The sequence below is a fragment of the Streptomyces sp. CAI-85 genome (assembly GCF_013363615.1).
GTDB lineage: Bacteria > Actinomycetota > Actinomycetes > Streptomycetales > Streptomycetaceae > Streptomyces > Streptomyces antibioticus_B.
The window spans coordinates 1-12724 of record NZ_JAANNX010000035.1 but is presented as its reverse complement, the minus strand read 5'-3'; the positions used below and the strand labels follow the sequence as shown (position 1 = coordinate 12724).

At 71.2% G+C, this 12724-nt stretch carries 16 protein-coding genes; 6 read left to right on the top strand and 10 right to left on the bottom strand.

Annotated elements, in window-relative coordinates:
* Positions 1-66: 66 nt before the first annotated feature.
* Together thiD and G6W55_RS27085 are read right to left on the bottom strand one after the other, a co-directional pair.
* A complete protein-coding gene (thiD, locus tag G6W55_RS27090) occupies positions 67-861 on the bottom strand; it encodes a bifunctional hydroxymethylpyrimidine kinase/phosphomethylpyrimidine kinase (RefSeq protein ID WP_175523421.1) in 795 nt (264 codons plus the stop codon).
* 4 nt (positions 862-865) lie between these two features.
* A complete protein-coding gene (locus G6W55_RS27085) occupies positions 866-1834 on the bottom strand; it encodes a thiamine-phosphate kinase (protein WP_030793845.1) in 969 nt (322 codons plus the stop codon).
* A gap of 206 nt (positions 1835-2040) precedes the next feature.
* Here G6W55_RS27085 and G6W55_RS27080 point away from each other — a divergent pair, with 206 nt between their 5' ends.
* Positions 2041-2274, top strand: coding sequence for an Lrp/AsnC family transcriptional regulator (locus G6W55_RS27080; RefSeq protein WP_030793842.1), 234 nt, complete (start codon positions 2041-2043; stop codon positions 2272-2274).
* Positions 2275-2294: 20 nt separating this feature from the next.
* Positions 2295-2777: a DUF3515 domain-containing protein gene (locus G6W55_RS27075; RefSeq protein WP_175523420.1), complete on the top strand. Its 483-nt coding sequence runs from the start codon at positions 2295-2297 to the stop codon at positions 2775-2777.
* Between the two features lie 109 nt (positions 2778-2886).
* Here the strand turns inward: G6W55_RS27075 and G6W55_RS27070 are convergent, their stop codons facing one another.
* The 3 genes from G6W55_RS27070 to G6W55_RS27060 form a co-directional block, all read right to left on the bottom strand.
* Positions 2887-4044: a D-alanine--D-alanine ligase family protein gene (locus G6W55_RS27070; RefSeq protein WP_030793836.1), complete on the bottom strand. Its 1158-nt coding sequence runs from the start codon at positions 4042-4044 to the stop codon at positions 2887-2889.
* Positions 4045-4147: 103 nt separating this feature from the next.
* Positions 4148-5158 carry an NAD(P)H-dependent glycerol-3-phosphate dehydrogenase gene (locus tag G6W55_RS27065; protein ID WP_030793833.1) on the bottom strand — a complete coding sequence of 337 codons (1011 nt, stop codon included), beginning with the start codon at positions 5156-5158 and terminating at the stop codon, positions 4148-4150.
* Positions 5155-5919 carry a 1-acyl-sn-glycerol-3-phosphate acyltransferase gene (locus G6W55_RS27060; protein ID WP_175523419.1) on the bottom strand — a complete coding sequence of 255 codons (765 nt, stop codon included), beginning with the start codon at positions 5917-5919 and terminating at the stop codon, positions 5155-5157. Before G6W55_RS27060 ends, G6W55_RS27065 begins: the two co-directional genes overlap by 4 nt.
* A gap of 173 nt (positions 5920-6092) precedes the next feature.
* Between G6W55_RS27060 and cofC the strand changes: the two genes are divergently transcribed.
* Both cofC and G6W55_RS27050 read left to right on the top strand, forming a co-directional pair.
* Positions 6093-6731 carry a 2-phospho-L-lactate guanylyltransferase gene (gene cofC / locus G6W55_RS27055; protein WP_175523418.1) on the top strand — a complete coding sequence of 213 codons (639 nt, stop codon included), beginning with the start codon at positions 6093-6095 and terminating at the stop codon, positions 6729-6731.
* 9 nt (positions 6732-6740) lie between these two features.
* Positions 6741-6944 carry a hypothetical protein gene (locus G6W55_RS27050; protein ID WP_175523417.1) on the top strand — a complete coding sequence of 68 codons (204 nt, stop codon included), beginning with the start codon at positions 6741-6743 and terminating at the stop codon, positions 6942-6944.
* A gap of 139 nt (positions 6945-7083) precedes the next feature.
* Here G6W55_RS27050 and G6W55_RS27045 read toward each other — a convergent pair whose 3' ends face one another.
* From G6W55_RS27045 to leuC, 4 genes are all read right to left on the bottom strand, one after another.
* Entirely contained in the window at positions 7084-7728 is a 645-nt protein-coding gene (locus tag G6W55_RS27045) for an HU family DNA-binding protein (protein WP_085213589.1), read from the bottom strand.
* A 137-nt stretch (positions 7729-7865) separates the two neighbouring features.
* Positions 7866-8096, bottom strand: a complete 231-nt coding sequence (locus G6W55_RS27040; RefSeq protein WP_085213587.1) for a hypothetical protein — start codon at positions 8094-8096, stop codon at positions 7866-7868.
* Between the two features lie 262 nt (positions 8097-8358).
* Entirely contained in the window at positions 8359-8952 is a 594-nt protein-coding gene (leuD, locus tag G6W55_RS27035; RefSeq protein ID WP_085213586.1) for a 3-isopropylmalate dehydratase small subunit, read from the bottom strand.
* Positions 8953-8958: 6 nt separating this feature from the next.
* Positions 8959-10386, bottom strand: coding sequence for a 3-isopropylmalate dehydratase large subunit (gene leuC, locus G6W55_RS27030; protein ID WP_175523416.1), 1428 nt, complete (start codon positions 10384-10386; stop codon positions 8959-8961).
* A 199-nt stretch (positions 10387-10585) separates the two neighbouring features.
* On the opposite strand from leuC, the gene ndgR reads away from it, so the two are divergent.
* Complete coding sequence (gene ndgR, locus G6W55_RS27025; protein ID WP_007384919.1) at positions 10586-11302, top strand: IclR family transcriptional regulator NdgR; 717 nt, start codon at positions 10586-10588, stop codon at positions 11300-11302.
* A 69-nt stretch (positions 11303-11371) separates the two neighbouring features.
* Here ndgR and G6W55_RS27020 read toward each other — a convergent pair whose 3' ends face one another.
* Positions 11372-11920: a DUF4188 domain-containing protein gene (locus G6W55_RS27020; RefSeq protein WP_175523415.1), complete on the bottom strand. Its 549-nt coding sequence runs from the start codon at positions 11918-11920 to the stop codon at positions 11372-11374.
* Positions 11921-11958: 38 nt separating this feature from the next.
* Here G6W55_RS27020 and G6W55_RS27015 point away from each other — a divergent pair, with 38 nt between their 5' ends.
* Positions 11959-12603: a MerR family transcriptional regulator gene (locus G6W55_RS27015; protein ID WP_175523414.1), complete on the top strand. Its 645-nt coding sequence runs from the start codon at positions 11959-11961 to the stop codon at positions 12601-12603.
* The last annotated feature ends 121 nt before the right edge of the window (positions 12604-12724 follow it).

The window sequence follows — 12724 nt, the reverse complement described above, 5'->3', positions numbered from 1 at the left end:
CGCATCTAGCCGGTCCACCTCGGGTGGGCCGGCTTTTTGCTGTGCTCCGAAAGTCCGGTCATACGCTCAGGCCGTCCCCCGCCGCAGCTCCCACGCGTGGTCCACGGGCCCGATCCCGCCGCCCAGCGAGAACCCGGCCGCGATCGCCCCGGTGACGTACGCCTTGGCCGCCGTCACCGCCGCCGGCACCGACTCCCCGCGCGCGAGATGGGCGGCGATCGCGGAGGCGAGGGTGCAGCCCGTGCCGTGCGTGTGCCGGTTGTCCAGACGCGGCGCGCTCAGCCAGTGCTCCTCGGTGCCGTCCGTGAGCAGGTCCACGGCGTCACCGGCGAGATGGCCGCCCTTGATCAGCGCCCACCGCGGCCCGAACTCCAGGACCGCCCCGGCCGCCCGCCGCAGATCGTCCCGCGACGCGACGTGGACGCCGGTGAGTTGCGCCACCTCGTCCAGGTTGGGCGTGGCCACGGTCGCCGCCGGAAGCAGCCTGGTGCGCACGGAGTCGAGCGCCGAGGCGGCCAGCAGCGCGTCGCCGTGCTTGGAGACGCCCACCGGGTCCACCACGGCCGGCGCGTCCGTCCCGGCGATCAAGTCCGCGACCGCCTCGACCAGTTCGGCGGAGGCGAGCATGCCGGTCTTCACGGCCTGGACGCCGATGTCGTCCACCACGCTGCGGTACTGGGCCCGTACCGCCTCCACGGGCAGTTCCCAGGCGCCCTGCACCCCGAGGGAGTTCTGCGCGGTGACCGCGGTGACGACGCTCATCCCGTGGGTGCCGAGCGCGAGCATCGTCTTCAGGTCGGCCTGGATGCCGGCGCCGCCCCCGGAGTCGGAGCCGGCCACCGTCAGGACCCGGGGCTTCACGGGGTCAGGCCCCCTCTATGTCGCCGAAGTGGTCCCAGCCGCCCTGCCGGGTCCAGGGCGCCCCGTCGACCGTCACCTGGGGCAGCGCGGACGGGTTGAGGACCTCGCCGATCACCTTCCAGCGCGCGGGCAGCTTCACATCGGGCGGGAAGGTCGCCACGATCGCGTGGTCCTCGCCACCGGTGAGCACCCACTGGACGGGGTCGACGCCGACGGCCTGCCCGATGTCGTTCATCTGGCTGGGCACGTCGATGGCGCCGGAGCGGATGTCGATCCGGACCTTGCTGGCCTCGGCGATGTGCCCGAGGTCGGCGATCAGTCCGTCGCTGACGTCGCACATCGCGGTCGCGCCGAGCCCGGCGGCCGCCGGGCCCGCGTGGTACGGCGGTTCGGGGCGGCGGTGCGCCTCGACGAAGGCGCGGGGCGAGCGGAAGCCGCGGGAGAGGACCGCGTACCCGGCGGCGGACCAGCCGAGCCAGCCGGTCACCGCGACCAGGTCGCCGGGCTGGGCGCCGGCCCGGGTGACCGGCTCATGGCCGCGCAGATCGCCGAGCGCGGTGATCGACACCATGATCGTGTCGCCGCGGACCACATCGCCGCCGACCACCGAGGCCCCGGCGACCTGGCACTCGTCGCGCAGGCCGTCCATCAGCTCGCTCGGCCAGGTGACCGGCAGTTCGGCGGGCACCACGAGACCGAGCAGCAGCGCGGTGGGCACGGCGCCCATGGCGGCGATGTCGGCGAGGTTCTGGGCGGCGGCCTTGCGGCCGACGTCGTAGGCCGTGGACCAGTCGCGGCGGAAGTGCCGGCCCTCCAGCAGGATGTCGGTGCTGGCCACGACCCGGCGATCGGGTGCGGCGACCACCGCGGCGTCGTCGCCGGGGCCGACCCGGACCGCCGAGGTGGTGGTGAGACGGGAGGTGAGCTCCCTGATGAGCCCGAACTCCCCTAGCTCACCGACGGTCCCCTTCATTGCCCTTTCGCCCCTTCTGTCCCTGTCCGTGCCCGGTCGCGCAGGACCAGTGTCCTCGATACGGTCGATGTGACCGTCAACCTCTGATGAGCCCGCACTACGGCGCGCGTGTACGGCCCCCCGCAGGTCTCCCCGCGGCGCGCGACGACGCGATACCGTGGCGTTCCTTTTCCCCACATGATCCTCGTGGCCGCCCTGGAGGTTCCGTGGTACAGGCGTACATCCTGATCCAGACGGAGGTCGGCAAAGCGTCGACCGTCGCCGAGGAGATCAGCAAGATCCCTGGCGTGGTCCAGGCCGAGGACGTCACAGGACCGTACGACGTGATCGTGCGCGCCCAGGCCGACACGGTGGACGACCTCGGCAGGCTGGTGGTCGCCAAGGTCCAGCAGGTGGACGGGATCACCCGTACCCTTACCTGCCCGGTCGTGCATCTGTAGCCCCCGTCTACCCTTGGCCGGTGAATCTTTTCCGTCACCGGCTCAGTGGCCTGTCCGCCCTCGTCCTGCTGTGCGCCGCCGCGGGCTGCTCGTCGGCGGACGACACCGCCTCCGCGCGGGTCCCCGCCCCCGCGGCGAAGACCGCGACGGTGTGCGAGAACCTGGACGGGGCGCTGCCGTCGAAGGTGGACGGTCTGGACCGCCGGGATCCCGAGCCCGCCTCCGCGCTGACCGCGGGCTGGGGGAACCCGGCGATCATACTGCGCTGCGGTGTCGAACGACCCGAGAAGATGAGCGATACAGAGGCCGACGGCGTCGAGGTGGACGGTGTGGGCTGGCTGTTGGAGGAGCGGTCGGACGACTCGTTCCGCTTCACCACGACCCTGCGGACGGCGTACGTCGAGGTGACGATCCCGTCGGGACGGACCGGCCACGGCCTCGCACCCCTGGTCGACCTGGCGCCGGCCGTCAAGAGGACGGTCCCGGAAGGGATCGCGGACTGAGAAGTCCCCTCCCCCGTGAAGTCCCCGTCCCCCGCAGAGTCCCCTCATCGAACTATGAAGCCCGCCCCGCAGGTTCCGCGGGGCGGGCTTCACGTCGTCGTCCGGCCGGTCAGCGCAGCCCGGTGGAGCGGCGCAGGGCGGCCTGGATGAGCCGGTCCACCAGCTCCTCGTACCCGACGCCGCTCGCCTGCCACATCGCCGGGTACATCGAGATCGGCGTGAAGCCCGGCATGGTGTTGATCTCGTTGATGACGAAGTCGCCGTCCTCGGTGAGGAAGAAGTCCGCGCGGACCAGGCCCTCGCAGGAGGCCGCCTCGAAGGCGTCCACCGCGAGCCGCTGGACCTCGGCCGTCTCCTCGGGGGTCAGCGGGGCCGGCACCAGACCCGGGGTGGAGTCGATGTACTTGGCCTCGAAGTCGTAGTACGCGTGCGCGTCCGGCGGCGGGATCTCGGCCGGGACGGAGGCGCGCGGGCCGTCCTCGAACTCCAGGACGCCGCACTCGATCTCGCGGCCCCGCAGCGCCGCCTCGACCAGGATCTTGGGGTCGTGGCGCTGGGCCTCGGCGATCGCCTCGTCCAGGCCGGCGAGGCCGTCGACCTTGGTGATGCCGATGGACGAACCCGCGCGCGCGGGCTTCACGAAGAGCGGCCAGCCGTGCTCGCCCGCGAAGTCGACGATCTTCTTGCGGGCGGCGGACTCGTCGCGCTCCCACTCGCGCGGCCGGATCACCACGTACGGGCCGACCTTGAGCCCGAAGGAGGTGAACACCCGCTTCATGTACTCCTTGTCCTGGCCGACGGCCGAGGCGAGCACGCCCGAGCCGACGTACGGGACACCGGACAGCTCCAGCAGGCCCTGGAGGGTGCCGTCCTCGCCGTAGGGGCCGTGCAGGACGGGGAAGACGACGTCGACCTCGCCGAGCGCCTTGGGCACCGATCCCGGCTCGCTGTAGACCACTTCGCGGTCCGCGGGGTCGAGGGGGAGCACCACACCGCCCTCGGACGACTCGGCCAGCTCCGCGATGTCGGGGGTGCGGCGGTCGGAGATCGCCATCCGCTCCGGCTCGTCGGCGATGAGGGCCCAGCGTCCGTCCCGGGTGATACCGATCGGCAGGACCTCGTACTTGGTCCGGTCGATGGCCTTCAGGACGGCGCCGCCGGTGACCACGGAGATCCCGTGTTCGGAGCTGCGGCCGCCGGACACGACGGCCACGCGCGGCTTGCGCGAGCGCTGCTCGGGGCTCTGGGGGAGGTTCTCGGTGCTCATATCGGCTTGAGAGTACCCGGTGGTAGAGCCCCGACACAGCGTCGGATCCGCAGCTCGCGCGTGGCGTCCCCGGGGCGGCCGCACGGGGCCCTTGCGGGGTCGCTCAGCGTCGCTCGGGCTTCGCGCTGCGCGACATCAGCTCCTTGAGCGCGACCACGGGCGGCTTGCCCTCGTGGACGATGTCCACGACCGTCTCGGTGATCGGCATCTCGACTCCGTGCCGGCGGGCCAGATCCGCCACGGACTCGCAGGACTTGACGCCCTCGGCGGTCTGCCGGGTGACCGCGATGGTCTCCTGGAGGGTCATGCCCTTGCCGAGGTTGGTGCCGAAGGTGTGGTTGCGGGAGAGCGGCGAGGAGCAGGTCGCCACCAGGTCGCCGAGGCCCGCGAGTCCGGAGAAGGTGAGCGGGTCGGCGCCCATCGCGAGCCCGAGCCGGGTGGTCTCGGCGAGACCGCGCGTGATCAGCGAGCCCTTGGCGTTGTCGCCGAGCCCCATGCCGTCGGCGATGCCGACGGCCAGACCGATCACGTTCTTGACCGCGCCGCCGAGTTCGCAGCCGACCACGTCGGTGTTGGTGTACGGGCGGAAGTACGGCGTGTGGCAGGCCGCCTGGAGCTTCTGGGCGACGGCCTCGTCGGTGCAGGCGACCACGGCGGCGGCCGGCATCCGGGAGGCGATCTCGCGCGCCAGGTTGGGTCCGGTGACCACGGCGACGCGGTCCCGGCCGACCTTGGCCACGTCCTCGATCACCTCGCTCATCCGCATGGTCGTACCGAGTTCGACGCCCTTCATCAGCGAGACGAGGACGGTGTCCGGGGCGAGCAGCGGGGTCCACTCGGCGAGGTTGGCGCGCAGGGTCTGCGACGGGATCGCGAGGACCGTGAAGTCGGCGCCGCGGGCGGCCTCGGCGGGATCGGCGGTGGCCCTGAGGTTCTCGGGGAGTTCGACGCCGGGCAGGTAGTCCGGGTTGGTGCGGGTGGAGTTGACCGCGTCGGCCAGTTCGGCGCGGCGCGCCCACAGCGTGACCTCGCAGCCCGCGTCGGCGAGGACGGCGCCGAAGGCGGTCCCCCACGACCCGGTGCCGAAGACGGCCGCCTTGACGGGTGTGCTCACGTGCCGCTCTCCCCCTCGTGACCGGTCTGCGCCTTGGTGCGGCGGCGCTGCTCGATCCGCTCCTGGCGCGGGTCGTAGGGCGTCGCGGGGGCCTTCTCGCCGCGGATCTCCTCGAGCTGGCGGGTGATGGCCGCCATGATGACCTCGGTGGCCTCCTTGAGGACCTCGGCGGTCATCTCCCGTCCGTAGAACCGCGAGAGGTCCACCGGCGGTCCGGCGAGCACCCGGTGGGTCTTGCGCGGGAAGAGATGCGGCCTGGTGCTGTACGGCGGCAGCAGTTCGTTGGCGCCCCACTGGGCGACCGGGATCACCGGGCACTTGGTCTGGAGGGCGACCCGCGCGGCACCGGTCTTGGCGGTCATGGGCCAGCCGTCGGGGTCGCGGGTGATGGTGCCCTCGGGGTAGAACGCGACGCACTCGCCGCGCTCCACGGCGTCGATCGCGGCCCGGAACGCGCTGAGCGCGTCGGTGGACTCGCGGTAGACGGGGATCTGTCCGGTGCCGCGCATCGCGGCGCCCACGAACCCCTTCCTGAACAGCCCGCTCTTCGCGAGGAATCGCGGCACGCGTCCGGTGTTGTACTGATAGTGCGCGTACGCGAAGGGATCGACGTGCGAATTGTGGTTCACCGCGGTGATAAAACCGCCGTCGGCCGGAATGTTCTCCATTCCGCGCCAGTCCCGCTTGATCAGAACCACCAGCCAGGGTTTGCAGAGGACCGCGGCGAAGCGGTACCAGAAGCCGATTCTGCGGCGGGGCACGCGGACACCTTCCTTCTTGGACTTCTCTCCGGCCGGTACTTCTCTCCGGAGCCTGTGAGCCGCACAAGTGTCACCCCGGACCGCCGGTATGTCGAGAACACCGTACGCCCGCCCGCCCGGCCGGCGGACGGGCCGGGTGACAATGTCCGCGAGAAGAGAGGGGCGGTACGCCGGTGCAGTGGACCTTGGTCATACCCCTGAAGCCCTTGGCGCTCGCCAAGAGCAGGCTCGCGGACACCGCCGGGGACGCACTGCGTCCGGGGCTCGCCCTCGCCTTCGCCGAGGACACCGTCGCCGCGGCGCTGGCCTGCGCGGCCGTACGGGATGTGGTGGTCGTCACCGACGACGTACCGGCCGGGAGCGCGCTGGCGGCGCTGGGGGCCCGGGTGGTCCCCGACGAGCCGCGGGCGGGCCTGAACGCCGCTCTGACGCACGCGGCGGCCCACGCCCGCGCGGTACGCCCCGAGACGCCGCTGGCGGCGCTCAACGCCGATCTGCCGGCCCTGCGTCCGCCGGAATTGGCCCGGGTGCTCGACGCGGCCGCGGAATTCCCGCGCGCATTTCTCCCGGACGCGGCCGCAATCGGTACGACTCTTCTCGCGGTGGCGGCCGGCCGTGAATTGCTTCCCGTATTCGGGACGGATTCCCGTGTCCGGCACCGCGCCTCGGGCGCCACCGAACTCCGGCTGACCGCCGTGGATTCCGTACGGCAGGACGTGGACACCGGGGACGATCTGCGGGCGGCTCTGGCGCTGGGGGTGGGTCCCCGGACGGCCGCCGCGGCCGCGCGACTGCTGGGGATCGGGCAGTAGGCTGCGGCCATGCAGGCCACCGCGTACACCTACGACCCCGAGAGCCGCAGCGGACAGGTGCTCCTCGACGACGGCACCCCGGTGCCCTTCGACGCGCCGGCCTTCGACGCGGGCGGGCTGCGGCTGTTGCGGCCGGGCCAGCGGGTGCGGATCGAGACCGAGGGCGAGGGCGGATCCCGGCGGGCCGTGCTGGTCACCCTGCACACCTTCTGAACACCCTGCCGGGGGCCTCAACACCCCGGCGGACGTACGCACACACGCCGCGGGCCGGACTCCGAGAGGGAGTCCGGCCCGGCGCGTGAGTGCCCGTGCGTGTGCGGCCCGTGGGCGGGTTGCCCGGCGGGCGGTGTGCTCAGCGGGCGGTGGCCTTCTTGGCGGTGGTCTTGCGGGCGGTCGATTTCTTGGCGGGGGCCTTCTTGGCGGTCGCCTTCTTCGCCGGGGCCTTCTTGGCCGCCGTCTTCTTCGCGGCGGCCGTCTTGGCGGTGGTGGTCTTCTTCGCCGCGGCGGAGGTCTTCTTCGCGGTGGTCTTCTTCGCCGTCGTCTTCTTGGCGGCGGCCGTCTTCGCGGTGGTGGCCTTCTTCGCCGTGGTCTTCTTCGCGGCGGCGGTCTTGGCGGTGGTGGCCTTCTTCGCGGCGGCCTTCTTGACCGTCGCGGAGGCGCCGCCGGTGAGGCTGCCCTTGGGGGCCTTCTTCACGGCGACCTCGCCGCCGCGCGGAAGCTTCTTCGAGCCGCTCACCAGGTCCTTGAAGCCCTGGCCCGCGCGGAAGCGCGGCACGGAGGTCTTCTTGACCCGAACCCGCTCGCCCGTCTGGGGGTTGCGAGCGTAGCGGGCCGGCCGGTCGACCTTCTCGAACGAACCGAAACCGGTGACCGAGACCCGGTCCCCCGCGACGGTCGCGCGGACGATGGCGTCCAGGACCGCGTCCACCGCGTCGGCGGCCTGCTGGCGACCGCCCAGCTTGTCGGCAATCGCTTCTACGAGCTGCGCCTTGTTCACGTCTTCCCCTTCGGAGACCTCGCCAGAACGAAAGTGTTCAAGCTTTTTCGCACGTTAGGCAGATATATACCGCAAATCAAACACGAAACGGGCTAATCACCCTTGTGCCGCAACGAACTCGGCTGCCCCGGAGGCGATCAACGCTCCTCTTCGGGCAGGCGGCCCTCCTCCAGGTCCGCCATGAACCGCTCCAGTCGCCTTGTCGCGTCGGCGAGATCGTGCTTGGCCGCGGCCGTAATGACCAGCAGCTTCCGGGTCAGCGCCATCCGTACGCCCTCCGGGACTTGCAGTGCGCGCACGGTTGTGTGCGCTTCCTTGAGCTGGTTCGCGACCGCCGTATAGAGCTCGAGTTGGCCGTCGTGTTCCATGCACAGATTGTGCCATCTAGGGCGAGTTGTCGCCCGCCCAGGGGGCAACTGAAACCTCCCGAAGCGCCGCGAACACCCCTTCACGGCATCTGCGCACAGGCCGCGTACCCCGGCAACCACCCTTCTAACGTGGGAAGTTGGGAGATAGCGCGAAGAGTTCGGCAGCATTTCGAGGCCGGACACGCCCGTACCCCCGATCGGCTCGATCGGGGGTACGGAGGGGGTCTTTCGGTGGCCGAAAGTAGACCGGCCGGGTGGACGGTCAGCTCTGGAGCGTCCTCGGCTTGTACGACGGGCGCTTGGCCTCGTAGGCGGCGATGTCCGCCTCGTTCTGGAGGGTGATGGAGATGTCGTCGAGCCCGTTCAGCAGCCGCCAGCGGGAGTTCTCGTCCAGCTCGAAGGAGGCGGTGACGCCCTCGGCCCGCACCTCGCGCGCTTCGAGGTCGACGGTGATCTCGGCCTGCGGGTCGCGCTCGGTCAGCTCCCACAGCGCGTCCACGATCTTCTGCTCGATCACCACGGTGAGCAGGCCGTTCTTCAGCGAGTTGCCGCGGAAGATGTCGGCGAAGCGGGACGAGATGACCGTCTTGAAGCCGTAGTTCTGGAGCGCCCAGACCGCGTGCTCACGGGAGGAACCGGTACCGAAGTCGGGGCCGGCGACCAGCACGGTGGCGCCCTGCCGCTCGGGGCGGTTGAGGATGAACTCCGGGTCTTTGCGCCACGCCTCGAACAGCCCGTCCTCGAACCCGTCCCGCGTGACCTTCTTGAGCCAGTGAGCAGGGATGATCTGGTCGGTGTCGACGTTGGAGCGGCGCAGCGGGACGGCCCGGCCGGTGTGCGTGGTGAATGCTTCCATGACTGTTCAGACTCCAGCGGGCGCGGGGGTGTCGGCGGACAGGTCGGCGGGGGACGCGAGGTGGCCCAGGACCGCCGTGGCGGCCGCGACCTGCGGCGACACCAGGTGCGTACGGCCGCCCTTGCCCTGCCGGCCCTCGAAGTTGCGGTTGGAGGTGGACGCGGAGCGCTCACCGGGGGCGAGCTGGTCGGGGTTCATGCCCAGACACATCGAGCAGCCCGCGTGCCGCCATTCGGCGCCGGCCTCCTTGAAGACGATGTCCAGGCCCTCGGAGACGGCCTGGAGACCGACCCGCGCGGAACCGGGGACGACCAGCATCCGTACGCCGTCGGCGACTTTGCGGCCCTTGATCAGCTCGGCGGCGGCGCGCAGGTCCTCGATACGGCCGTTGGTGCACGAACCTACGAAGACGGTGTCCACGTTGATGGACTTCAGCGGCTGGCCGGCCTCCAACCCCATGTATTCCAGGGCCTTTTCGGCGGCGAGGCGCTCCGAGGCGTCTTCGTACGAAGCCGGGTCGGGGACCGCGCTCGAAAGCGGCGCGCCCTGACCGGGGTTGGTGCCCCAGGTGACGAACGGCGAGAGTTCCTCGGCCTTGATGACGACCTCGGCGTCGAACTCGGCGTCGTCGTCGGTCTTCAGCGTCTTCCAGTACGCCACTGCGGCGTCCCAGTCCTCGCCCTCGGGCGCGTGCGGGCGGCCCTTGAGGTATTCGAAGGTGGTCTCGTCGGGGGCGATCATGCCCGCGCGGGCGCCGGCCTCGATCGACATGTTGCAGATGGTCATGCGGGCCTCCATCGAGAGCTTCTCGATGGCGGAGCCGCGGTACTCCAGGACGTAGCCCTGGCCGCCGCCGGTGCCGATCCGCGCGATGATCGCGAGGATCAGGTCCTTGGCGGTGACGCCGTCGGGCAGTTCGCCGTCGACCGTGATGGCCATGGTCTTCGGGCGGGCCATGGGCAGCGTCTGGGTGGCCAGCACGTGCTCCACCTGGGAGGTGCCGATGCCGAACGCCAGACCGCCGAAGGCGCCGTGCGTGGAGGTGTGGGAGTCGCCGCAGACGACGGTCATACCGGGCTGGGTCAGACCGAGCTGCGGGCCGACGACGTGCACGACGCCCTGCTCGACGTCACCCAGCGGGTGCAGCCGGACGCCGAACTCGGCGCAGTTCTTGCGCAGCGTCTCGAGCTGGGCGCGGGAGACCGGGTCGGCGATGGGCTTGTCGATGTCGAGGGTCGGGGTGTTGTGGTCCTCGGTGGCGATGGTGAGGTCGAGACGGCGCACCGGGCGGCCGTTCTGCCGCAGGCCGTCGAAGGCCTGCGGGCTGGTCACCTCGTGCAGGAGGTGCAGATCGATGAAGAGAAGGTCGGGCTCGCCCTCGGCGCGCCGGACGACGTGGTCGTCCCAGACCTTCTCCGCGAGTGTCCTACCCATCGCTTTCCCTCCGGCCGGCAATGACGCACCGGCCCAACTAGAGATCTTGTGGTGGCGACTCCCTCGGGCGTGCTCCTCGGTGTTCCCGGGCACCCCGCCGCCTGGCCCGCCGGTCTCCGGGCCGCCATGCGTCCAAGGGTTGCGCGTCTCACGGAAAAATGAACTTGCGTTTCACAGAGTGAGACGGGAATATCGTTTCATGGACAACAGTAGCGGCGTGGGCGTTCTGGACAAGGCGGCCCTTGTCCTGAGCGCCCTGGAGTCCGGTCCGGCCACCCTCGCGGGACTGGTCGCGGCCACCGGACTCGCACGACCAACGGCCCACCGACTGGCCGTGGCCCTGGAGCACCACCGCATGGTGGCACGCGACATGCAGGGCCGTTTCATCCTCGGACCCCGCCTCGCCGAGCTGGCCGCGGCCGCCGGCGAGGACCGTCTGCTCGCGACCGCGGGCCCGGTCCTCACGCATCTGCGGGACATCACGGGCGAGAGCGCGCAGCTCTACCGCCGCCAGGGCGACATGCGGATCTGCGTGGCCGCGGCGGAGCGCCTGTCCGGCCTGCGGGACACGGTCCCGGTCGGCTCCACGCTCACGATGAAGGCGGGTTCCTCGGCGCAGATCCTGATGGCCTGGGAGGAGCCGGAGCGGCTGCACCGCGGCCTCCAGGGCGCCCGCTTCACCGCGACCGCCCTGTCGGGCGTACGGCGCCGTGGCTGGGCCCAGTCGATCGGTGAGCGCGAGCCGGGTGTCGCGTCGGTCTCCGCGCCGGTGCGCGGGCCGTCGAACCGGGTGGTGGCGGCCGTGTCCGTCTCGGGTCCCATCGAGCGCCTGACGCGCCACCCGGGCCGGATGCACGCCCAGGCGGTCATCGACGCCGCCGCCCGTCTGTCCGAGGCCCTGCGCCGCACGGGCTGACCCGCACGGGACCCGCACGGGAGAAGGGCCGGCCTCAACGCCGCGGCAGGCCCCTCCCGTCAGGTCCCCTCAGGCCCCTTCCCGCACGGACTCGGGCTCCTTGCTCTCCTTGGGCTCCCTGGTCTCCTCCCCCGACCGGTACGCGTACCGGTCCTTCGCGTACCGTCCGCGCCGCTCCAGCGGTATCTGCCCGTGCGCGGCCGCGAGACCGAACGCCGGCATGTCCCCGTAGATGGCCTCGTAGGACCCCTCAGGGACGATGTACGCCTCGTGCCAGATGCCGACGTGCCCGCGTATCTTCCCGCCCTTCTCCAGGCGGTTGAGCCGCGCCCACGCCCGGTGGTGGAACGCGTCGGGCGCGCCCGCGTAGGCGTACAGCTTCTCCTTGGACTCCCAGTACTGGACGACGTAGTACGTCCGCGGCGAGGCCGTCAGCAGCACCCGGGACAGCAGTCCGCGGTCCGGGTCCTTCTTCAGCTCGGCCAGCATGCGGAACATCGCCAGCATCACCGGCAGCCATTGGTGCACGGCCCGGAAATGGTTGACCCGCATGCCGATCAGCAGGACCACGACGTCCCCGCGGGCGTCGGCGGTGGTACGACTCGGTGTGGTGGACATGCTTGGATAGTGACGCTCACCAAGGAGGGGCGCAAGGGATGCGACTGGCCGAACTCAGCGAACGCAGCGGGGTCTCCACGGCGACGATCAAGTACTACCTGCGCGAGGGCCTGTTGCCGCCGGGGCACCAGGTGAACGCGACGACCGCCGAGTACGACGAGGAGCATCTGCGCCGGCTGCGGCTGGTGCGGGCGATGATCCAGGTGGGCCGGATCCCGGTGGCGACGGTCCGCGAGGTGCTGGGGCACGTCGACGACGACTCCCTGGGCCGGACGATCCGGCTCGGCGCGGCCCTGTGGGCGCTGCCCCGGCTCCCGGAACCGGACGCGGAGGACGAGCACGTCACGGCCGCGCGGACCGAGGCCGACGATCTGCTGACCGCGCTGGGCTGGACCAACGCCCGTCTGCTGACCAGCATCTCGCCCGCCTACCGTTCGCTGGTGGTGGCGGTGGCCGCGCTGCGCCGGCTCGGCTACGACTGGGACGCCGAACTGCTCGCGCCGTACGCCGAGTTGATGCACCGGGCGGCCGTACTCGACCTGGATTTCGTGGAGTCGCGGGAGTCGGAGGCGGAGCGGGTCGAGACGGCCGTCCTCGGGGCGATCCTGATCTCGCCGATGCTCCAGGCGCTGCACCGGCTGGCGCAGGAGGAGGAGTCGGCGCGGCGGTACGGCTTCGAGTGAGCCGGGGTCGACGCGGTGGGGGAACGCCGAAGGGCCCCCACCGAAGTGGAGGCCCTGTCGGACTGGGTACCCCCGACCGGATTCGAACCGGCGCTACCGCCTTGAGAGGGCGGCGTGCTAG

What these genes read in the sequence shown, in the direction of transcription:
- G6W55_RS27085 (WP_030793845.1), bottom strand. Translation starts at nt 1,834, where the DNA reads ATGAAGGGGACCGTCGGTGAGCTAGGGGAGTTCGGGCTCATCAGGGAG.
- leuD (WP_085213586.1), bottom strand. Translation starts at nt 8,952, where the DNA reads ATGGAAGCATTCACCACGCACACCGGCCGGGCCGTCCCGCTGCGCCGC.
- G6W55_RS27070 (WP_030793836.1), bottom strand. Translation starts at nt 4,044, where the DNA reads ATGAGCACCGAGAACCTCCCCCAGAGCCCCGAGCAGCGCTCGCGCAAG.
- G6W55_RS27040 (WP_085213587.1), bottom strand. Translation starts at nt 8,096, where the DNA reads ATGGAACACGACGGCCAACTCGAGCTCTATACGGCGGTCGCGAACCAG.
- G6W55_RS27050 (WP_175523417.1), top strand. Translation starts at nt 6,741, where the DNA reads ATGCAGGCCACCGCGTACACCTACGACCCCGAGAGCCGCAGCGGACAG.
- G6W55_RS27015 (WP_175523414.1), top strand. Translation starts at nt 11,959, where the DNA reads ATGCGACTGGCCGAACTCAGCGAACGCAGCGGGGTCTCCACGGCGACG.
- G6W55_RS27020 (WP_175523415.1), bottom strand. Translation starts at nt 11,920, where the DNA reads ATGTCCACCACACCGAGTCGTACCACCGCCGACGCCCGCGGGGACGTC.
- ndgR (WP_007384919.1), top strand. Translation starts at nt 10,586, where the DNA reads ATGGACAACAGTAGCGGCGTGGGCGTTCTGGACAAGGCGGCCCTTGTC.
- leuC (WP_175523416.1), bottom strand. Translation starts at nt 10,386, where the DNA reads ATGGGTAGGACACTCGCGGAGAAGGTCTGGGACGACCACGTCGTCCGG.